This window comes from Saccharopolyspora sp. NPDC002578 (assembly GCF_053592695.1).
In genome coordinates this window covers 62,608-82,937 of the sequence record NZ_JBSFWJ010000005.1, presented here as the reverse complement: position 1 = coordinate 82,937, position 20,330 = coordinate 62,608, and the positions used below count along the sequence as shown (strand labels likewise).

Here is a 20,330-nt window from a genome sequence, read left to right as displayed (position 1 = left end):
ACCGCCGGCACCGCTCAAGCAGGACCGCGGCAGGTCACTTCTTCGGCTTGGACTTGTCGTCCTTGCCCGCGTCGTCCGTGGACAGCGCGGCGACGAAAGCCTCCGGCGGGACCTCGACCCGGCCGATGGTCTTCATCCGCTTCTTGCCTTCCTTCTGCTTCTCCAGCAGCTTGCGCTTCCGGCTGATGTCACCGCCGTAGCACTTGGCCAGCACGTCCTTGCGGATGGCGCGGACCGTCTCCCGCGCGATGATCCGCGAACCGATGGCCGCCTGGATCGGCACCTCGAACTGCTGCCGCGGGATCAGCTCGCGCAGCTTCGAGGTCATCTTCGTGCCGTAGCCGTACGCGGCGTCCTTGTGCACGATCGCGCTGAACGCGTCGACCGGTTCGCCCTGCATCAGGATGTCGACCTTGACCAGCTGCGAGCTCTGCGTGCCCGACTCCTCGTAGTCCATCGAGGCGTATCCGCGGGTGCGGGACTTGAGGTGGTCGAAGAAGTCGAACACGATCTCGGCCAGCGGCAGCGTGTAGCGCAGTTCGACGCGGCTCTCCGACAGGTAGTCCATGCCGTCGAGCTGGCCGCGCCTGCTCTGGCACAGCTCCATGATCGTGCCCACGAACTCGGACGGGGCGATCACGGTGCACTTGGCGATCGGCTCGTGCACCTCGCCGATCTTGGCCTCCGGCCAGTCCGACGGGTTCGTGACCTCCAAGTCCTCACCTTCGTCGAGCTTCACCTGGTAGACCACGTTCGGCGCGGTGGAGATCAGGTTCAGGCCGAACTCGCGCTCCAGCCGGTCCCGGGTGATCTCCAAGTGCAGCAGTCCCAGGAAGCCGCAGCGGAAGCCGAAGCCCAGCGCGCCCGACGTCTCCGGCTCGTAGGTCAGCGCGGCGTCGTTGAGCTGCAGCTTGTCCAGCGCCTCCCGCAGGATCGGGTAGTCCGAGCCGTCCAGCGGGTACAGGCCCGAGTACACCATCGGCTTGGGCTCGCGATAACCACCGAGCGGCTCGACGGCACCCTTGCGCTCCGCGGTGACCGTGTCGCCGACCTTGGACTGGCGGACGTCCTTCACACCGGTGATCAAGTAACCGACCTCGCCGACGCCGAGCCCGGCGGAGGGCTTGGGATCCGGCGAGATGATGCCGACTTCGAGCAGCTCGTGCGTGGCGTTGGTGGACATCATCCGGATGCGCTGCCGCGGCGTGATCTTGCCGTCCACCACCCGGATGTAGGTCACCACGCCCCGGTAGGTGTCGTAGACCGAGTCGAAGATCATGGCGCGGGGCGCCGAGTCGTGATCGCCCTCCGGAGCCGGGATCTGGCTGACGACCTCGTCGAGGACCGCCCCGACGCCCTCGCCGGTCTTGGCCGACACCCGCAGCACGTCGCCCGGCTCGCAGCCGATGATGTGCGCGAGCTCGGCCGCGTACTTGTCCGGTTCCGCGGCGGGCAGGTCGATCTTGTTGAGCACCGGGATGATCTGCAGGTCGTGCTCCATCGCCAGGTACAGGTTCGCCAGCGTCTGCGCCTCGATGCCCTGCGCTGCGTCGACCAGCAGGATCGCGCCCTCGCACGCGGCCAGCGACCGGCTCACCTCGTAGGTGAAGTCGACGTGCCCCGGAGTGTCGATCATGTGCAGGACGTGTTCGACACCGTCCTTCTCCCACGGCAGGCGGACGTTCTGCGCCTTGATCGTGATGCCGCGTTCGCGCTCGATGTCCATCCGGTCCAGGTACTGCGCCCGGTACGCCCGCTCCCCCAGCACCCCGGTGAGCTGCAACATCCGGTCCGCCAGCGTCGACTTGCCGTGGTCGATGTGGGCGATGATGCAGAAGTTCCGGATGCGCTCCGGGTCCGTGAAGGTGTTGTCGGCGAAGCTGCTCACTCGGTGTTCCTTGGGATCTCGGGGTCCTCGCGGGGCGCGCGTTCAACCCACATCGTCCCACGCCGCGGGCGGCCCCTTATGCCCAGTTCCGAATGCCCGGATCCGGGGCGCGGCCGGTCAGCTCACCGCGGGCGCTGGTCGGCGCGGACCGGATGGTCCTGCGGGACCTCCACGAGCACGATCCGCATGCCGTCCGGGTCGGCGATCCACGCCTCGTCCAGGCCCCACGGCTGCCGGACCGGCGCGGTCTCCACCGCGACGCCGAGCCCGCTGAGCCGGTCGAACTCCGAGCGCAGGTCACGCACCTGCAACCACAGCACCTGATCGGGGCTGGGGCCGTGCTCACCTCGGCCCGACAACTCCAGGAACCCTTGCCCCAGGAAGAACACGGTGCCTCCCGGGAATTCGCGGGAGATCGCGAGGCCCAGCACGTCCCGGTAGAAGCGCAGCGAGCGCTCCGGGTCGAGCGGGCGAAGGATCATGCGGCTGTTGAGGACCTCCATGGGTCCGGTTGTACCGCTTCGGCCGCATCGGGGCGAAAAAACGGCGGGCCCCCCACCACGAAGGTGGGGGACCCGCCGAGCGGATCACCGCTCTCAGACCAGGCGAACGCCGCTGGCCTGCGGGCCCTTCTGGCCCTGGGTGATCTCGAAGGTCACGGTCTGGTTCTCTTCCAGGGTGCGGAAGCCGGAGCCGTCGATCGCCGAGTAGTGGACGAACACGTCCGGGCCGCCACCGTCGGGGGAGATGAAGCCGAAGCCCTTCTCGGAGTTGAACCACTTCACGGTGCCCTGTGCCATCTCTGTCTCCTCACAGCTGATGAGTACCGATGCCCGCACTGTGCGAGCAACGGGGCCTAGTCCAGACGGCGAACTCTCCAGCTTGCGCTCAGGACAGAGTCGCGCCCGCAACTTTCGCGAGCGTGTCGAACACGAACACAAAAATCGGCCGACTCATACAACCACACTCAGGGCCGGATCATTCCCGCGACCCGCCGGTGTTCTCGATCTCAACCCGCGCCTGTCGCGGCCCTTCGCAGCAGCGGTGACGTCTTGCCCCGCGGCCCGATCGGAACCGGCCTCCGGATGCTCAGATCCCGGACGCGAGCTTCCACCCGAGACTCGCCACCAAGGCCACCACGACGGCCAGGAAGACCTTGCGCACGAACACCGAACCGCGGCTGGACGCGATCGCCGCACCCAGCACGCTGCCGGTCGCGTTGCTCACCGCCATCGCCAGCGCCAGCCCCCACAGGATCTTGCCCGCGGCGACGAAGAACAGCAGCGCCCCGAGGTTCGTCGCCACGTTGACGATCTTCGCCGTCGCCGACGCCCCGACGAAGGCGAAACCGACGAGCCCGACGAGCAGGAAGACGAGGAACGAGCCGGTGCCCGGACCGGCGATGCCGTCGTAGAACCCGATCACCGCGCCGCCCGCCACCATCACCTGGGTCTGACGGGCCGGAGCGAATCGAGGAGCCTCCACCGAACCGAGGTCCGGCTTGCGCCACGTGTAGATCCCGACCGCGATCAGCGCCACCAGCACCACTCCGGTCAGCACCGCCTGCGGCAGCGCGGCGGCGAACATCGCGCCCCCCAAGGCGCCGACGAACGCGACCGCCGCCATCGGCAGCGCGCTGCGCCACGGCACCGAGGTCCGCTTCGCGTAGGTCCGGGCGGCGGCAGCGGTGCCCGCGACGGCGGCGAGCTTGTTCGTACCCAAGGAATAGATCAGGTCGCCACCCGGCACCAGCAGCAGCATCGCGGGCAGCTGGATCAGGCCGCCGCCACCGACGATGGCGTCCACCGCGCCGGCGAGGAACGCCGCGCAGCAGAGGAAGATCAACCCGGCCAGCGACAGTTCGGCGAAGCCGGGCCAGCCCAATGCGGTGAACACGACGGGTGACCCTATGCGGCGACCACCGGCGACGGCGCCGCGTGTGAGCGCCCTCGCAGCCAGGACCGCGGCGCCGGCGCCGGGTGCGGCGTTGCTAGGATTGCCGACCGTGCCGTGCGGCATTCCGCCAGGGAGGAAAGCTGCGCGCGCCGAGGTCCGCTCGACCCGGCACGGCAGCGCCGATTCAGCGCGGCACGACGAATCCGATCGAGGAAAGAGGCGCCCGCAGTGGCCAACATCAAGTCCCAGATGAAGCGGATCAAGACCAACGAGCGCAACCGCCTGCGCAACAAGTCGGTGAAGTCGTCGATCAAGACGGCCATCCGCAAGTTCCGCGAGGCCGCTGCCGCCGGCGACAAGGACAAGGCCCTCGAGCTGCAGCGCGCCGCCTCGCGCACGCTGGACAAGGCCGCCGGCAAGGGCGTCATCCACGCCAACCAGGCCGCCAACAAGAAGTCGGCGCTGGCCAAGGTCGCCAACGAGCTCTGAGCCGCGCGGCACCGGCCGGCTTCGCGCTCGACCGGTCGCAGGCTGACAACGGGGTCCGTTCCCTCCGGGGAACGGGCCCCGTTTCGTCGTGCGGGGCAACCACGAAGCGCCGCTGGACCCGCGTGGGCGGTACGCGTCAGTTCCGGGACGAGTGCAGGTCGACCAAGCGCAGCACGGTGCGCTCCAAGGCGTGATCGGCGTCGGCGGCCATGCCCTTGACGTCGGCGTTGAGCGCGGCGACGGCGCGCAGCGCCTCGGAGACCGTGGCGCTGCTCCAGCCCCGCGCCTGGCCCTGCGCCTTCTTCACCTTCCACGCGGGCATGCCCAGCTCGCCGGCGAGCCGGAACGGGTCCCCTCGGCCGTAAGCGGCGACCCGGCCGATGGTGCGGACCGAGTCGGCCAGGGCGTCGGCGATCAGCACGTGCGCCACGCCCAGCTGCAGCGCCCACCGCAACGCCTCCAGCGCCCCGGCCCGGTCCCCGGTCACGGCCTTCTCCGCCACGACGAAGCCGGTCACCTCAGCACGACCGCGGTGGTAGCGGCGCACCGCCGCATCGTCGATCTTGCCCCCGGTGTCGGCGACCAGCTGCGACGCGGAGGAGGACAGTTCGCGCAGGTCGAAGCCGACCGCCTCGATCAGGGCGCCCACCGCGGCGGCGTCGATGCGCCCGCCCGCGCGCCGCACCTCGTCCTTGACGAACGACTCGCGCTGCGAGCCCTTGGTGATCTTGTTGCACTCCGTGACCCGGGCGTTGAGCTTGCGCAGCGCGTTCGGCAGTTCCTTCGCGTTCTTGCCGCGGCCCCCGCCGTTGTGCACGATCACGAGCACCACGCCGTCCGCGGGCTGCCTGGCGTGGGACAAGATCGCTTCGGCGATCTCCTTGCCCGCGTCCTGCGCGGCCTCCAGCGCCACCACTCGGCCCTCCGCGAACAACGAGGGACTCAGCAGCTCGTCGAGCTCCGGCGGGGTGAGTTCACTCACCTTGATCCTGCGCAGCTCGGTTTCCGGGTCGGCCGCGCGGGCCGCCCCGACCGCCTCCCACAGGGCACGCTCCACCAGCAGTTCCTCGTCCCCGAGGATCAAATGCAGCGGGTCGCAGACCACCGACGGAGAACTCATAGGGGCATCGTCGCATGACCCTGCGACACCGCGGATCGTTCCCGTGCGCTGGACCGTGCTGGCCAGGACGCGGCGCCCTACCGTAACGTTGCCGCCACAACCGAATAGCTCATCCAGAGGGGCAGAGGGAACGGCCCGATGAAGCCCCGGCAACCATCTCGACCATTCGCGGCACTCGCGAGGCAGTCGAAGAAATTGGTGCCAACTCCGACCCGCCCGCGGGACAGATGAGGAAAGGACCTCGCGATGACTGCTGCCGCCCAAGCCCCGAACTCCACCGGTAAGACCTACGACCTGGGTCCCGCCGTCGAACTGGTGTCGAAGGAAGAGGGCCACCGCCAGCCCCTGGCACCCGAGTTCGTCTCGCTGGAGGACTTCTCGCCCCTCGAGGTCGCCTACGACTTCGGGCGCATCCGCCGCGAGGACATCGAGTCCGGCCCGCGGTCGATCTGGCGCTACAAGAAGCTGCTGCCGGTGCCGACGAACGTCGAGGAGTACCCGAACACCGAGCCCGGTTGTACGAGGCTGGTGCGTGCCGACAATCTCGCGAAGGCGCTCGGCGTCAAGCGGATCTGGATCAAGGACGACACCGGCAACCCGACCCACTCCTTCAAGGACCGGGTCGTCGCGGTCGCGCTGGCCGCCGCCCGCGAATTCGGTTTCAAGGTCCTCGCCTGCCCCTCGACCGGCAACCTCGCCAACGCCGTGGCCGCCGCCGCGGCCCGCGCGGGCTGGGACTCCGTGGTGCTCGTCCCCTCCAACCTGGAGCGGGCGAAGATCCTGATGAGCGCGGTCTACGAGGGCTCGCTGCTCGCGGTGGACGGCAACTACGACGACGTGAACCGGCTGGCGACCGAGCTCGCCGCCGAGCACGAGGACTGGGCGTTCGTCAACGTCAACGTGCGGCCGTACTACTCGGAGGGCTCCAAGACCCTCGGCTTCGAGGTCGCCGAGCAGCTCGGCTGGCGGCTGCCGGAGCAGATCGTCGTTCCCATCGCGTCCGGTTCGCAGCTGACCAAGGTCGACAAGGGCTTCCGCGAGCTCGGGCAGACCGGTCTGGTCGAGCAGAGCCCGTACCGGATCTTCGGTGCGCAGGCCACCGGGTGCTCCCCGGTCGCCACCGCCTTCAAGAGCGACCACGACGTGGTGCAGCCGGTGCGCCCGGACACCATCGCGCGCTCGCTGGCCATCGGGGCTCCCGCGGACGGGCCCTACGTGCTCGACGCGGTCCGCCGCACCGGTGGGGCCATCGAGGACGTCACCGATGAGGAGGTCGTGGCAGGCATCCGGCTGCTGGCCCGGACCGAAGGCATCTTCGCCGAGACCGCCGGTGGCGTCACCGTGGCGACCGCGAAGAAGCTCATCGAGGCGGGCAAGATCGACCCGGACCAGGAGACGGTGCTGCTGATCACCGGCGACGGGCTCAAGACCCTGGACGCCGTGCAGGACCAGGTCGGGCCGAAGGCCACGGTCGCCCCCAGCACCGACGCCGTGAACGAGGCGCTGGGCCTCTGATCGTCCCCCGTGGGCCGCGGTGCGCCGCGGCCCACGGTGCTGGGACGGCTCCGGTCACCGTTCACCAGCCGAATTTCTCCTCAGCGAATTCCACAATTGCGAGTTGGAACATTTCGCCGATGACCGGAAATGACACGACCCGGTTCGAGCAATTCGACAAAGCACCACCCTTCCGCGAAGCGTGCGACACTGCGCCGCATGACGCAGGAATCCTTCGATATCGTCGTCGTCGGCGCCGGTCCGGCCGGATCCGTCGCAGCATATTCCGCAGCGCGGCGAGGCCTGCGCGTCGCGTTGGTGGACCGGGCCATCTTTCCCCGGGATAAGACGTGCGGGGACGGGGTCGGCCCTGGCGCGGTCGAAGTCATTCACCGCCTCGGCCTCGGGAACGTGTTCGCCGACCGCACGCCGATCAACGATGTCACGATCTTCGGACCGGTCGGCGAGCAGCTGCACAGCGCAATCTCCCGCGACGACGGGCGTGTGGCCCACGGCCACGTCATCTCCCGGCTGGAGCTGGACGATCGGCTGGTGCGCGCGGCCATGCGAGCCGGAGCCGCGGACTTCACGGGCATGCGTTACCTGTCCATGGTCGACGGCCCGAGCACGCGGGAAGTCCGGCTGCGAGCCGCCGACGGGACATTACGTTCGATCAACGCTCGATTGGTGGTGGGCTCCGACGGGGCACACTCGGCGATCCGGAAAGAACTGTCCTCGGAAACCGATTCGGCCAGAGCCAAGAAACATCGAGGCCTGGCGAGCCGCGCGTACGCCGAGAGTGGAGATTTTCAACCCGGCGGCAAAATCGGGCCACGACTGCTGTTCGATTTCCGCGCGGACTTGCTACCGCACTACGCTTGGCTGTTCCCGCTCACCAACGGCCTGGTCAACATCGGTATCGTCGGCTCGCTCAAGAGCATGCAAGACCGCGACGACGACATCAAGGCGCTCACGTCGACGTTCGCCGACAGCGTGCGGGCGCGTGGGATCGAACTCGGCGAGCTCCATGATCAACGCGCCTACCACCTCCCGCACGTCGGCGGCCTGGCGAAGATGGCGCATCCTCGAGCGGTTCTGATCGGCGACGCCGCGTCGATGATCAACCCGGTGAGCGGCGAAGGCATCGCCTATGCGGTCTCCGCGGCCGAACGCCTCGTCGAGGCCCTACCGCCGAGCCTCGACGACGGAGCCGCGCTTGCTGCGGCGCTGACCGGCTTCGAGGCGGACTTCCGCCGACGCTACCGGGCCCACTTCGTCTCCTCCCTCGTTTCGCAGCGGCTACTGCGCAACCCGCGGTGGGCATCCGCACTGCTGCGGACCGCGCGACACGACCCGCGCATGTTGGCGGACGGGGTGGAGATGCTGTTCGGCTTCGGCCGGATCCACGCTTCCACCGTGCTTCGAATCTTGCGCTTCTGGTGAGTCGGCGGGCCACCTGATTCGTGGGCCGTGACGGTGGTGCGCGTACCACCCCGGTCAGTTCTCGTCCGGCCGCACCGGATCTCCTCGTTCGACCACCGCGCGGCCGTCGCCCTCGGCGGCGATGGCGATGTCCCCGGACTGGTCGGTCCGCTGGATCCGCACGCCCATCCTGGTCAGGGCGCCCAGGATCAACGGGCTGGGGTGGCCGTAGTCGTTGCCCGCGCCGACGCTGATCACGGCGACCCGCGGCCGCACCGCCGCGAGCAGCGCGGGCGACGTGTAGCGCGAACCGTGGTGCGGCACCTTGAGCACCTCCGCGCGGAGATCGACCCCCGCCGCCAGCAGTTCGGACTGGCCCGGCAGTTCGACATCCCCGGTGAGCAGCACGCGACCGGCCGGAGTCGTCGCCTTGACCACCAACGAGGCGTCGTTGGCGTCGTCGGCCGACGTGGTCCGCGCCAACTCGCCCCTCGGGCCGAGCACGTCGAGCACCAGCCCCGGCCAGCGCAGCCGCTGCCCCGCGTGCAGCGGGAGCACGTGAGCCCCGTGCGCGCGAGCGGTCGCCCGCACTTCCTGCGCCGCCCACGCGGGTTCGTTCAGCGGCCCGACGGCGACCGAGCCCACCTCCCGGCCGGACAGCACCGCCGGGAGCCCGCTGACGTGATCGGCGTGCAGGTGGGTCAGCAGCACCAGCGGCACGCTGCGAATCCGCAGCCGCCGCAGGCATTCGGCCATCAGCACCGGATCCGGCCCGGTGTCGATGACGACAGCTTCGCGATCGCGCCCGGTGGACAGCACCAGGCCGTCGCCCTGGCCGACGTCGCAGGCCACCACGGCCCAGCCCGGCACCGGCCACGGCGCCACCTGGTGCCGGATCGGGATCACCACCACCACGACGATCAGCACCACGCTCGCCAGCACCAGCCGGGCGATGCGACCGCGCAGCACGATCAGGGCGATCACCGAGAGCACCGCCAGCAACGCCCCGCCCAGCACTCCCGAGGGCCAGCCGAACGAGGCGCCCGGCACCGCCGACGCGTGCCGCGCCACGGCGAGCACCCACTCCAGCTCCGGCCCCGCCAGCCACACCAGCGCGGCGGCCAGCGCAGCGGAGATCGGAGCCAGCACGGTGGCCGCGACGCCCAGCACGGTCGCGGGCGCGACGAGCGGCCCGGCGAGCAGGTTCGCCGCCACCGCGACGAGGCTGACCTCCCCGGAGATCGCCGCCACCAGCGGGGCCGTGACCAGGTGCGCCGCCGCGGGCACCGCCAGCGACTCGGCGATCCCGACCGGCACTCCCCTGGCGTGCATCGCACCCGCCCACACCGGTGCCAGCAGGACCAGCCCGGCCGTCGCCGCCACCGACAGCGCGAAGCCCACCGTGGTCGCCAAGCCCGGGGCGAGCAGCAACAGGCCGATGACGCTGGCCGACAAGGTCGGCAACGCCGATCGCTCCCGTCCCAGCGCCAGCGCGAACAGCGTGATCGCGCCCATCACGGCCGCCCGCAGCACGCTCGGCTCCGGTCCGGCCAGCACCACGAATCCGGCCATCGCCAGCCCGGCGCCCACCGAGGACGGCACCGGTCCCGCCCCGGCCAGCCGCAGCACCAGCAGCACCGCTCCGCACACGATGGCGAGGTTCGCCCCCGAGACGGCCATCAAGTGGGTCAGCCCCGCGGTGTCGAACTGCTCCACGACTTCCGGTGGCAACCGACCGGTGTCGCCGACGACCAGTCCGGGCAGCAGTCCGGCGGCGGCCGGGCCCAGCACCGCTCGCGAAGTCGACCGCAGTCCTTCGCGGAGGTCTTCCGCCACCCGCTGCCAGCCGGGCGGCGGGAGCACCTGGGTCGGCGGCCGGTTGACCTGGACCGCGGCCGCCAGCAGTTCCCCGCCGCGCGGTGGGACCGCCCTCCCGGTCACCGTCATCTCCTGGCCCGCGATCAAGGTCCGCCACTGCGCCGTGGGCACCAGCAGCAACGCCCTGCCACCGACCCGGGTCTTCCCCTCGCCGGTGTCGACGGAGCTCAGCCGCACGTGCGCCAGGGAGCGGTCCTGGGCACGCCGCGCCCCGTAGGACGCGCCCTGCAGCGGACGCGGTGGTTCCGCGAGCGTGGCTCGCAGCGTCACCCGCTCGCCCTGCTGTGCCGCGACGCGCAGCGGGTGCGCGCTGACCGCGTGGGCGCGCACCGCCACACCCGCGGCGGCGACCCCGGCGATGATCAGCACGGCGAGCAGGCCGTTGCGCCACGCCCGGCCCCGCACCGACCACGCCGCGACCAGCAGCACCGCCGACGAGCACGCGAGCACCGCTGCCGGGACCCAGCCGCCGAGCAGCCCGACCAGCGTCACCGCCCAGGTCACGAGGGCCGCCGGAACCAGCCGCAGGTCGAGCAGAGCCGAGTGCGGGAAGGACGTGGCCCTCACACCTGGACCAGTTCGCGCAGCTTGGACAATCGGGTCTCCCCGATGCCGTCGACGTCCTGCAACTGATCGATGGAGCCGAAGCGCCCGTGCTCGGTGCGCCACTGCACGATCCGTTCCGCCATGACCTTGCCGACTCCGGGCAGCGCATCGAGTTGCTCCTCAGTAGCGGTGTTGAGGTCGACCTTCGTCGAGGACGTCCCAGTTCCGGGGCTCGACTCGGCCTGCCCGGTGTTCGCGCCCGGTGGTACCGGGACGGCGACGTAGAGCTGTTCGCCGTCGGCCAGCCGCCGCGCCAGGTTGAGCGCCGTGATGTCGGATCCCGCGTTCGAACCGCCCGCCGCTTCCAGCGCGTCCGCCACGCGGGCGCCGGGCCGCACGGTGACGAGGCCGGGGCGAGCGACCTCGCCGACGACGCTGATCACCAATTCCGGCGGCGGTGGGGGTGGTGCAGGGGCGGCCGGGGCCGGTTGAACGGGCAGCGGCGGTCCTGGAGCGGGTTCGGCAACCGGGCGATCCACCCAGGTCGTGACGATGACGATGATGAGCGCCAGCGCGGCCGCGAGCAGCAGGCCGAGCCGTCCCGCGCGGCCGGGGTCGAGCCTGGCCCCCAGCACGGATTCGGGCAGCCACCGCTGCAGCACTCGTCGCGTCCGGGTGTCCGGTTCCGCCGTGGCGCAATGCCGTCCGGAGGATTCGGGGCCGGCGCGCGAATCGTGCTCGATTCCGGAATCGAGCGGAACCGCGGTGTCGTCGTGCTCGCGGGAATCCCGTTCCTGGGTTCGGGACTCGCGATCGGCCTGCTGCTTCAGCGCGAGCAGGCGAGCTCGCGGGGTGGTCGCGGATTCGGGGGAATCGTGGAGAACGCCACGAAGGCGGGTCGGAGCAGCCATGCCATCGACGTTAGAAGTCCGTTCCGGCCGCGCCCAGACCGAATGTCAGAATCTGTGGATGAATCGATGACCTGTGGACAACTCGACGTCGAATTCACTCGAAAGCAGATGTATCCGCTATTCATCAGAGTGAATCGCAGGATCAAGCAGTCGGCCGCCAGCCTCCCGGCAACACCACCGCACCCAGCGCTCCAGGGCCGATGTGCGCCCCTACCACCGGCCCCACCTCGGACACGACGCATTCCAGCGCCGCCGACGCGTGCCTGCGCAACTGCTCCGCGAGCCGCTCCGCCCATTCGGGAGCGGCCAAGTGGTGGATCGCCACCGACACCGGCCCCTCCTCCGCGGACCGGCACACCAGGTCGAGCAGCCGGGCGTGCGCGCGCGCCGTGGTGCGCACCTTCTCCAGCAGCTCCACCCGGCCCTCGTGCACGTGCAGCAGCGGTTTGATCGCCAGAGCCGTGCCCAGCACGGCCGCCGCGGCACCGATCCGGCCACCGCGGCGCAGGTGCTCCAAGGTCTGCACGGAGAACAACGTCCTGGTCCGCTGCGCGATCAACGCGGCCCGGCTCTCCACCGCGGACAGGCTCGCCCCGCAGCGGGCGCTCTCCGCCGCCCCCAACGCGGCGAAACCCAGCCCCATCGCGGCGGAACGGGAATCGACGACGCGCACCCGTTCCGGGTCGACCTCCCTCGCCGCCAGCCGCGCGGCGTCCCAGGTGCCCGACAGCCGGCGGGACAGGTGGATGGAGACCACTCCGTCGGCACCGGAGGACAACGCCTCCCGGTACGCCGCCGCGAACTCGCCGACGCTCGCGCCGGAGGTCGTCACCCGCTGCTTGCGGTCCCACGCCGCCAGCAGCCGTCCCGAATCGAACTCGTGCTCCGGGACAGGCTCGGCGGACTGCACGCTGACGTGCAGCGGAACCACCTGGACCGCGTGCCGCTGCGCGAACCCGGTCGGCAGGTACGCGGTCGAATCGGTGACGACGGCTACGGACACGCGCGCAACCCTAAGGTCCGGCCGTCGCGCGCACCCTCAAGGGTGACCAGGCGCTCAGGCAGGCATACCGCCGTTGTACGTGGTCAGCCGCCACCGACCGGTGACCGCGTGCCGCGTCAGCACCACCCAGTGGCAGTTCGAGACCCCGCCGAGACCGGTCCACATCTCCACCGGCCACTCCAGCAACCGAGCCGTCAACCCGGTAATCAGCCCACCGTGCGCGCACACCAGCGCGGTCGCCCGATGAGCGGAGTCGAGCTCGTCGACGACCTCGAACGCGCGCTCGGCGACCTCCACGCGGGACTCGCCACCGGGCGGCGCCCACGTCGAATCGGATCGCCACACCGCCATCGACCCCGGCCAGCCGTGCTCGACCTCGGCACCGCTGAGGCCCTGCCACTCGCCCAGATGGGTCTCGCGCAGCCGCTTGTCCTGCCGCACCGGCATGCCGGAGACCTCGGTGAACGCCGCCGCGGTCGCGCTCGCCCGCCGCAGGTCCGACCCGACCGCGACCTCCGGTTCGAACGCCGCGATCGCCGGGGCGGCGCGGTGCGCCTGCGCGATGCCGTTCTCGGTCAGCGACGTGTCGAGGTGCCCCTGGATGCGGCCGGCGGCGTTGTAGTCCGTCTCGCCGTGGCGCCACAGCACCAGGCGATCCAAGCTCACTCGACGCCGTCCTGCTGCTCAGCGGGAACGGCGCTGTCGACGAAGTCGATGCGCGGGCAGTCCTTCCACAACCGCTCCAGCTCGTACACGGACCGCTCGTCGGCGTGCTGCACGTGCACCACGACCTCGACGAAGTCGAGCAGCACCCAGCGCCCCTCGCGGGCGCCTTCCCTGCGCACCGGCTTGGTGCCCGCGGCGCGCATCTTCTCCTCGACGGCCTCGACGATCGAGTCGACCTGGCGCTCGTTCGGCGCCGAGGCGATCACGAAGCAATCAGTGATCACCAGCTGCTCGGAGACGTCGAGCAGCACGAGGTCGTTCGCCTTCTTGTCCGCCGCGGCCTGCGCCGCGACGAGGGCCAGCCTGCGGGCTTCCTCAGTGGCTGCCACGTCACTCCTCTCAGGCGGGCACGGTTCCGCCCACGCGCCCCAGGATAGCCAGCCCCACCACGCCCACCACGACCACCGGGGTGCGCACGGGACGTGGACCACTGCGACGAGTTCCGAGACCCCGGGACGCGGGCGCGGAAGACCCGCAGCGGATTTCCGTCGATCCCGATAATCGGTTGCGCCGAACAGGAAACTGGACGTGAGGTCAGCGAGAGGAGTCGGCGGATGCGAGTGCGGACGGCTGTTCAGGACGACGAACCAGAACTCGCACGAATCGTGCACACCGCGTGGTCGCCGGAATCGTCGGTGTTCCCGCGACCACCGCTCGACGCCCCCGTCTTCACCGAGCCGGTCCGCCCCGAGGACGTCCTCGTGGCCGTCGAGAACGCGCACCCGCTGGGTTTCGCGAAATTGGTCCCGAGCTCGCTCGCCCAGCCCAAGGTCGGCTCGGTCACGGCCCACGTCCAACTGATCTACGGGTGTTCGGTCGCCCCGGAACACCAAGGGCGCGGAGTGGGGACGGCGTTGCTGCACGCGATCCGGCAGGAATCCGTCGCGCGCGGCGCACGCCGGATCACGTTGAAGGTGCTCGGCTCCAACCCCCGCGCGCAGGCGCTGTACCAGCGGCACGGCTACCGGGTCGAAGGAACCCTGCGGGGCGAGTTCTTCCTGCAGGGCGACTACGTCGACGACGTCCTGATGGCACTGGACCTCGACAGCGGCGCCTGACCGGCGATATCGAGGTCCTATCGGACGCTCACGGACCCCACTCCGGTGCTGGTGAGCCGTCTTCGGCGCGGTAGAGGCCGCGCTTGGTGATGTACTGGACGATCCCGTCGGGAACCAGGTACCAGACGGGCAGGCCCGCGTTCACGCGTTCCCGGCAGCCGGTGGAGGAGATCGCCATCGCCGGGATCTCCACCAGCGACACCGAGCCCTGCGGCAGGTGCGCGTCGTCGAGCGAATAGCCGGGACGCGTGACGCCGATGAAGTGCGCGAGCTCGAACAGCTCCTCCACCCGGTGCCAGGACAGGATCTGCTCCATCGCGTCGGCGCCCGTGATGAAGTACAGCTCGGCGTCCGGGTACTGCGCGCGCAGGTCGCTGAGGGTGTCGGCGGTGTAGGTGGGGCCGCTGCGGTCCACGTCGACCCGGCTCACCAGGAACCGGGGGTTCGACGCCGTGGCGATGACCGTCATCAGGTAGCGGTCCTCGGCCGGGCTGACCACGTCGTGGCCCTTCTGCCACGGCTGGCCGGTCGGCACGAAGATCACTTGTTCGAGGCCGAACTGGGCCTGCACTTCACTGGCAGCCACAAGGTGACCGTGGTGGATCGGGTCGAAGGTGCCACCCATGACCCCGATACGGCGCCGACGAGACATGACTGCACAGCCTAATCCAGCGACCTCCCAGGTAGCGCCGGCGAACTGCGCGACGGTGACTGATCACACGCCCCGCGCGCCGCCGCTCAGCCCGCGGGCCGCACGTGCCCGTCGCCGAACACGAGCCACTTCGTGGAGGTGAGCTCCGGCAGCCCCATCGGGCCGCGGGCGTGCAGCTTCTGCGTGGAGATGCCGATCTCGGCGCCCATGCCGAACTCGGCTCCGTCGGTGAACGCCGTGGAGGCGTTGACCATCACCGCCGCCGAGTCGACCCGCGCGGTGAACTGGCGCGCGGCGCGGACATCGCTGGTCACGATGGCCTCGGTGTGCCCGGATCCGTGAGCGCGGATGTGCTCGGCCGCCGCGGGCAGCGACTCCACGACGGCGGCGGCGATGTCCAGCGAGCCGTACTCGGTGTCCCAGTCGTGCTCCTCGGCGGCGACCACGCCGGAACCGCCGAGGCGGACGACCTCGTCGTCGCCGTGCACGGTGACCCCGGCGGCGCGCAGCTCGGCGACCGCGCGCGGCACGAACTCGGCCGCGACATCCCGGTGCACCAGCAGCGTCTCCGCGGCGTTGCACACGCTCGGGCGACGCGCCTTGGAGTTGAGCAGGATGCGCAGCGCGGTGTCCGCGTCGGCGTGCGCGTCGACGTACACGTGGCAGTTACCCACCCCGGTCTCGATCGTCGGCACCGTGGACTGCTCGACGACCGTGGAGATCAGGCCCGCACCGCCGCGGGGGATCACGACGTCCACCAGGCCGCGCGCGGTGATCAGGTGCCGCACCGAGGCGCGGTCGTGGCTGGGCAGCAGCTGCACGGCCGTGGCGGGCAGCTCGTGCTCGACGAGCACTTCGCGGAGCACCGCGACCAGCGCGGTGTTCGACTGCTCCGCCGACGCGGAACCGCGCAGCAGCACGGCGTTGCCGGACTTCAGCGTGAGCCCGGCGGCGTCCACGGTCACGTTGGGACGGCCTTCGTAGACGATGCCGACGACGCCCAGCGGCACCCGGACCTGCTGGAGCTGCAGGCCGTTCGCGAGCACGTTGCCGCGCACGACCTCGCCGATCGGATCCGGCAACCCGGCGACGGTGCGCAGCCCGTCGGCGATCCCCTCGACGCGGTCGGTGCTCAGCCGCAGCCGGTCGATCAACCCGGCGGCGGTGCCGTTGTCCTCCGCGCGCGCGACGTCGAGCTCGTTGGCGGCCAAGATCTCCGGGGCGCGGGAGACGAGCGCATCGGCCATCGCGTGCAGCAGCGCGTCCTTCGCGCCTCGCGGCAGCAGCGCCAGTTCGGCGGCGGCGTCCCGAGCGGCCCGAGCCGCGTCGCGCACCTGGTCGCGGAGTTCGTCGCCGGCGGTCTCCGCCTGCCGGGCGTCGGTGGATTCGATGCTCGTCGTCACGCGACCAGCCTAGTGGGCGCCCGCAACCGAGTTCCGCTGGTGACGAAGCGATGGGCGGTGCCGGGCACGTCGGCGCCATCCGGTAGGAATCGAGGCGTGGACGAACAAGCCCTGCGGGAACTCGCCGATGAACGGCTCCGTGCGCTGGCCGGTCCGGATGCGGAACTGCGCGAAGATCAGTGGCGCGCCATCCAGGCCCTGGTGCTGCATCGTCGGCGCGCGCTCGTGGTGCAGCGCACCGGCTGGGGCAAGTCCGCGGTGTACTTCCTGGCCACCGCGCTGCTGCGGGAACTCGGCGAAGGCCCCACGGTGATCGTCTCGCCGCTGCTGGCGCTGATGCGCAACCAGGTCGAAGCCGCCGAAGCCGCGGGCGTGCGCGCCGCCACGATCAACTCGGCCAATCCGCAGGCCTGGCAGTCCATCGAGGAGCAGGTCGCCGTCGGCGACGTGGACGTGCTGCTGGTGAGCCCCGAACGGCTGAACAATCCCGACTTCCGGGACACGGTGCTGCCGGAGCTCACCCACAGCGCGGGCCTGCTGGTGGTCGACGAGGCGCACTGCATCTCCGACTGGGGCCACGACTTCCGGCCCGACTACCGCCGGCTGCGCACGCTGCTGGGCGAGCTGCCCGAAGGCGTCCCGGTGCTGGCGACGACGGCCACCGCCAACGACCGCGTCGTGCAGGACGTGTCCGACCAGCTCGGCGTCGGCGGCGAGTTCAGCGACCCGCAGGAGACGCTGGTGCTGCGCGGCACCCTGGACCGGGAGAGCCTGCGGCTCGGCGTGCTGCGGCTGCCGACGGCGCAGGCGCGGCTCGCGTGGCTGGCGAGCAACCTCGGCGACATGACCGGCTCCGGGATCATCTACACGCTCACCGTCGCGGCCACCGACGAGGTCGCCGGGTACCTGCGCGACCAGGGCTTCGAGGTCGCCTCCTACTCGGGGCGCACCGACCCGGAGGAGCGGCAGCGCGCGGAGGAGGACCTGCTGGCGAACCGGGTCAAGGCGCTGGTGGCGACCTCCGCGCTGGGCATGGGCTTCGACAAGCCCGACCTCGGTTTTGTGGTGCACCTGGGTGCGCCGTCCTCGCCGATCGCCTACTACCAGCAGATCGGCCGCGCCGGTCGTGGTGTGCGGCGCGCGGAGGCGCTGCTGCTGCCCGGACCGGAGGACCAGGAGATCTGGCGCTACTTCGCGTCGCTCGCGTTCCCGCCGGAGGGCACCGTCCGCTCGATCCTGGCCGCCCTCGCCGAAAGCGGCACCGTGTCCACGGCCGGTTTGGAACCCCGCGTCGAACTGGGCCGGTCCCGGCTGGAGATGGTGCTCAAGGTCCTCGACGTGGACGGCGCCGTGCGCCGGGTCAAGGGCGGTTGGGAAGCGACCGGCGAACCCTGGAGCTACGACGCCGAACGCTACGGGCGCATCGCCGCGGAACGGGCCTCCGAGCAGCAGGCGATGCTGGACTACCTGGGCACCACCGAATGCCGGATGGAGTTCCTGCGCCGCCAGCTCGACGACCCGTACGCCGAGCCGTGCGGGCGCTGCGACAACTGCACCGGGGAGAACCGCTCCACCGACGTCGACGAGCAGGTGGTCCAGCAGGCGCAGGAGCGGCTGCACCGGCCGGGCGTCGTGTTCGAACCGCGCAAGATGTGGCCGAGCGGCATGGATGCGCTGGGGCTCGCCGTCTCCGGCAGGCTGCCCGCCGGAGAGCGCGCCGAACCGGGCCGCGCCGTGGGCCGGTTGACCGACATCGGCTGGGGCAATCGGCTGCGCGAACTGCTCGGCACCGGTGTCGCGGACCAGGAGCTGCCGGAGGACCTGTTCCAGGCGTGCGTGCAGGTGCTGGCCTCCTGGGACTGGGAGCAGCGGCCGGTGGGCGTCATCTCGATCGGCTCGAACAGCAGGCCGCTGCTGGTGCGCACCCTCGCGCAGCGCATCGCCACGATCGGCCGGTTGCCGCTGCTGGGCGAGGTGGCGACGAATCCGTCGACGTCGCCGAAGCGCGGCAACAGCGCGCAGCGCGTCGGTTCGCTGCGCGGGCAGTTCAAGGTGCCGGAGGACCTCGCGGCGAAGGTCGCCGAGCTGGACGGTCCGGTGCTGCTGATGGACGACTACACCGACACCGGCTGGACCTCGGCGATCGTCGCCCGCACCTTGCGGCTCGCGGGTGCCCCGGCGGTGCTGCCGTTCACCCTCGCCTCCACCGGCTGAGCCGTCTCTTACCGCACGCTCCCCAGCGTCGACACCGATTCCACCCGCACGAATGTCACCCACCCCCTGCAATTTCGCGAGAAATTGAATCCCACCGCTCACGTTTCCGCTGATCACGGCGTTTCCCCTCGTCAATTTCGCGAGAAATTGCGGGTGGGCGGTGTCGCTCGGACGTGGGGTGGTTCGGGGTTGAGGGGCCGGGCGGGTCGCTGAGGGTGGGGTGGTGATCGGGGTGTTTCACGCGAAACGGTGGGTCCGGTGGCTGGGAAGGGTTTCCAGGCGGGTGCCAGGAGCTCTAGTGTGATCCGACCCACTAGCCCGTGTGGGGGACCGATTCGGGGAGGGGCGGACGGTGACGGCTACATCCGTGCCCGAGCGGCATCGGCTGCCGATGCGCAAGCTCGTCGCGGCAAGCATCGGCAATGCGATCGAGTGGTACGACTGGACGATCTACAGCGCGTTCAGCGTGTACTTCGCGAGCCGCTTCTTCCCCGGTGAGCTGGCGCTGGTGAACACGCTCGCCACGTTCGCGCTCGCGTTCTTCTTCCGCCCGCTCGGCGGCTGGCTGCTCGGCCGGTTCGCCGACCTGCGCGGCCGGAAGACGGCGATGCTGCTGACGATCGCGCTGATGGCGGGCGGTTCGCTGCTGATCGGGGTGCTGCCGACCTTCGACCTGATCGGCTGGGCGGCGCCCGCGCTGCTCGTGCTGGCCCGGATCGGGCAGGGCCTGTCGCTGGGCGGCGAGGTGTCGAACGCGTCGGCCTACCTGGCCGAGATCGCCCCGGCGAGCAGGCGCGGGCGCTACTCCGCCTTCTTCTACATCTCCACCGGCACCGCGCTGCTCATCGCCTCGCTGCTGGGTTTCCTGCTGACCTCGGTGCTCAGCGAGCAGCAGCTCACCGACTTCGGCTGGCGCATCCCGTTCGTGATCGGCGGCGTGCTGGGGCTGATCGGCGTGTGGCTGCGCCGCTCGCTGGAGGAGACCGAGCAGTTCGAGGACAACCGGGAGAAGGCCCGCGCCCTCGCGAAACCGCTGCGGACGACGTTGCGGCTGCACCCCAAGGCGGTGGGCCAGCTGATCGGGTTCAGCATGCTCTCGACGCTGTGCTACTACACGTTCTTCAGCGCGCTGACCCCGTTCGCGGTGAAGACCCGCGGTGCCGACGCCACGGACGTCTTCTTGGCGCTGTCGGTGGCCACCGCGCTGTTCATCGCCTTGCAGTACCCGATGGGCGTGCTGTCGGACCGCTTCGGGCGCAAACCGCAGCTGCTGGCGTGGTCGGCGGCGACGGCGGTGCTGATCGTGCCGCTGTCGGCCCTGGTCCGCCCGGGGCTCGGCAGCCTGCTGGTCGTCTTCTGCGTCGGCGTCGGCCTCTACACGGCGATGACGTCGATCGCCCCGGCGATCATGTCGGAGCTGTTCCCGACGGAGCTGCGCGGTCTGGGCATCGGGGCTTGGTACAACCTGACGGTCGCCGTGTTCGGCGGCACCGCTCCGCTGGTGATCCAGGGCTTGGCCGCGGTCGACGCGTCCACCGCGTTCTTCTGGTACATCGCCGGGAGCGCCGTGGTCGCGTTCCTGGTCATCCGCACCCTCCCGGAGACCAAGGGCACCGAACTCCGCTGAGCG

Annotated in this window: 18 protein-coding genes and 1 riboswitch; of the genes, 6 read left to right on the top strand and 12 right to left on the bottom strand. The window is 70.6% G+C overall.

The window, feature by feature from the left end:
* Positions 1-34 precede the first annotated feature (34 nt).
* From lepA to ACWD38_RS04470, 4 genes are all read right to left on the bottom strand, one after another.
* A complete protein-coding gene (gene lepA, locus ACWD38_RS04485; RefSeq protein WP_184477686.1) occupies positions 35-1,888 on the bottom strand; it encodes a translation elongation factor 4 in 1,854 nt (617 codons plus the stop codon).
* 122 nt (positions 1,889-2,010) lie between these two features.
* Positions 2,011-2,391: a VOC family protein gene (locus ACWD38_RS04480; protein WP_184477685.1), complete on the bottom strand. Its 381-nt coding sequence runs from the start codon at positions 2,389-2,391 to the stop codon at positions 2,011-2,013.
* Positions 2,392-2,484: 93 nt separating this feature from the next.
* Positions 2,485-2,688 carry a cold-shock protein gene (locus ACWD38_RS04475; protein ID WP_184477684.1) on the bottom strand — a complete coding sequence of 68 codons (204 nt, stop codon included), beginning with the start codon at positions 2,686-2,688 and terminating at the stop codon, positions 2,485-2,487.
* Between the two features lie 289 nt (positions 2,689-2,977).
* Positions 2,978-3,784, bottom strand: a complete 807-nt coding sequence (locus ACWD38_RS04470) for a TSUP family transporter (protein ID WP_450123346.1) — start codon at positions 3,782-3,784, stop codon at positions 2,978-2,980.
* A gap of 228 nt (positions 3,785-4,012) precedes the next feature.
* On the opposite strand from ACWD38_RS04470, the gene rpsT reads away from it, so the two are divergent.
* The gene (gene rpsT / locus ACWD38_RS04465) at positions 4,013-4,273 is read left to right on the top strand and encodes a 30S ribosomal protein S20 (RefSeq protein WP_184477682.1); all 261 of its coding nucleotides are present in this window, start codon (positions 4,013-4,015) and stop codon (positions 4,271-4,273) included.
* 136 nt (positions 4,274-4,409) lie between these two features.
* On the opposite strand, the gene holA is transcribed toward rpsT, so the two are convergent.
* On the bottom strand, positions 4,410-5,393 hold the full coding sequence (holA, locus tag ACWD38_RS04460; RefSeq protein WP_184477681.1) for a DNA polymerase III subunit delta: 984 nt from the start codon (positions 5,391-5,393) through the stop codon (positions 4,410-4,412).
* Between the two features lie 106 nt (positions 5,394-5,499).
* Positions 5,500-5,627: riboswitch (SAM riboswitch) on the top strand.
* A 12-nt stretch (positions 5,628-5,639) separates the two neighbouring features.
* Here holA and thrC point away from each other — a divergent pair.
* Complete coding sequence (gene thrC, locus ACWD38_RS04455; RefSeq protein WP_184477680.1) at positions 5,640-6,908, top strand: threonine synthase; 1,269 nt, start codon at positions 5,640-5,642, stop codon at positions 6,906-6,908.
* 198 nt (positions 6,909-7,106) lie between these two features.
* A complete protein-coding gene (locus ACWD38_RS04450; protein WP_450123345.1) occupies positions 7,107-8,330 on the top strand; it encodes a geranylgeranyl reductase family protein in 1,224 nt (407 codons plus the stop codon).
* A 54-nt stretch (positions 8,331-8,384) separates the two neighbouring features.
* Here the strand turns inward: ACWD38_RS04450 and ACWD38_RS04445 are convergent, their stop codons facing one another.
* From ACWD38_RS04445 to rsfS, 5 genes are all read right to left on the bottom strand, one after another.
* On the bottom strand, positions 8,385-10,754 hold the full coding sequence (locus tag ACWD38_RS04445) for a ComEC/Rec2 family competence protein (protein WP_184477678.1): 2,370 nt from the start codon (positions 10,752-10,754) through the stop codon (positions 8,385-8,387).
* Entirely contained in the window at positions 10,751-11,644 is an 894-nt protein-coding gene (locus ACWD38_RS04440) for a ComEA family DNA-binding protein (protein WP_184477677.1), read from the bottom strand. The genes ACWD38_RS04445 and ACWD38_RS04440 overlap by 4 nt, the downstream gene beginning before the upstream one ends.
* A 142-nt stretch (positions 11,645-11,786) precedes the next feature.
* On the bottom strand, positions 11,787-12,647 hold the full coding sequence (locus tag ACWD38_RS04435; RefSeq protein WP_184477676.1) for a DegV family protein: 861 nt from the start codon (positions 12,645-12,647) through the stop codon (positions 11,787-11,789).
* Positions 12,648-12,701: 54 nt separating this feature from the next.
* Positions 12,702-13,313 carry a histidine phosphatase family protein gene (locus ACWD38_RS04430; protein ID WP_184477675.1) on the bottom strand — a complete coding sequence of 204 codons (612 nt, stop codon included), beginning with the start codon at positions 13,311-13,313 and terminating at the stop codon, positions 12,702-12,704.
* The gene (rsfS, locus tag ACWD38_RS04425) at positions 13,310-13,702 is read right to left on the bottom strand and encodes a ribosome silencing factor (protein WP_184477674.1); all 393 of its coding nucleotides are present in this window, start codon (positions 13,700-13,702) and stop codon (positions 13,310-13,312) included. Before rsfS ends, ACWD38_RS04430 begins: the two co-directional genes overlap by 4 nt.
* A gap of 225 nt (positions 13,703-13,927) precedes the next feature.
* On the opposite strand from rsfS, the gene ACWD38_RS04420 reads away from it, so the two are divergent.
* Complete coding sequence (locus ACWD38_RS04420) at positions 13,928-14,431, top strand: N-acetyltransferase family protein (protein ID WP_450123344.1); 504 nt, start codon at positions 13,928-13,930, stop codon at positions 14,429-14,431.
* Between the two features lie 28 nt (positions 14,432-14,459).
* On the opposite strand, the gene nadD is transcribed toward ACWD38_RS04420, so the two are convergent.
* Both nadD and ACWD38_RS04410 read right to left on the bottom strand, forming a co-directional pair.
* A complete protein-coding gene (nadD, locus tag ACWD38_RS04415; protein ID WP_184477672.1) occupies positions 14,460-15,083 on the bottom strand; it encodes a nicotinate-nucleotide adenylyltransferase in 624 nt (207 codons plus the stop codon).
* Positions 15,084-15,169: 86 nt separating this feature from the next.
* Entirely contained in the window at positions 15,170-16,486 is a 1,317-nt protein-coding gene (locus ACWD38_RS04410; RefSeq protein ID WP_425503523.1) for a glutamate-5-semialdehyde dehydrogenase, read from the bottom strand.
* A gap of 96 nt (positions 16,487-16,582) precedes the next feature.
* Between ACWD38_RS04410 and ACWD38_RS04405 the strand changes: the two genes are divergently transcribed.
* Positions 16,583-18,700 (top strand): RecQ family ATP-dependent DNA helicase, encoded by a 2,118-nt coding sequence (locus ACWD38_RS04405; protein ID WP_450123343.1) that lies wholly within the window; start codon positions 16,583-16,585, stop codon positions 18,698-18,700.
* A gap of 391 nt (positions 18,701-19,091) precedes the next feature.
* Positions 19,092-20,327, top strand: coding sequence for an MFS transporter (locus ACWD38_RS04400; RefSeq protein WP_184484808.1), 1,236 nt, complete (start codon positions 19,092-19,094; stop codon positions 20,325-20,327).
* Positions 20,328-20,330 lie beyond the last annotated feature (3 nt).

Bases quoted from the DNA above. Each gene is read 5' to 3' on its own strand.
- ACWD38_RS04400 (WP_184484808.1), top strand. From the start codon at position 19,092: ATGCGCAAGCTCGTCGCGGCAAGCATCGGCAATGCGATCGAGTGGTAC.
- ACWD38_RS04440 (WP_184477677.1), bottom strand. From the start codon at position 11,644: ATGGCTGCTCCGACCCGCCTTCGTGGCGTTCTCCACGATTCCCCCGAA.
- ACWD38_RS04480 (WP_184477685.1), bottom strand. From the start codon at position 2,391: ATGGAGGTCCTCAACAGCCGCATGATCCTTCGCCCGCTCGACCCGGAG.
- ACWD38_RS04450 (WP_450123345.1), top strand. From the start codon at position 7,107: ATGACGCAGGAATCCTTCGATATCGTCGTCGTCGGCGCCGGTCCGGCC.
- thrC (WP_184477680.1), top strand. From the start codon at position 5,640: ATGACTGCTGCCGCCCAAGCCCCGAACTCCACCGGTAAGACCTACGAC.
- ACWD38_RS04420 (WP_450123344.1), top strand. From the start codon at position 13,928: ATGCGAGTGCGGACGGCTGTTCAGGACGACGAACCAGAACTCGCACGA.
- nadD (WP_184477672.1), bottom strand. From the start codon at position 15,083: ATGTCTCGTCGGCGCCGTATCGGGGTCATGGGTGGCACCTTCGACCCG.
- ACWD38_RS04475 (WP_184477684.1), bottom strand. From the start codon at position 2,688: ATGGCACAGGGCACCGTGAAGTGGTTCAACTCCGAGAAGGGCTTCGGC.
- holA (WP_184477681.1), bottom strand. From the start codon at position 5,393: ATGAGTTCTCCGTCGGTGGTCTGCGACCCGCTGCATTTGATCCTCGGG.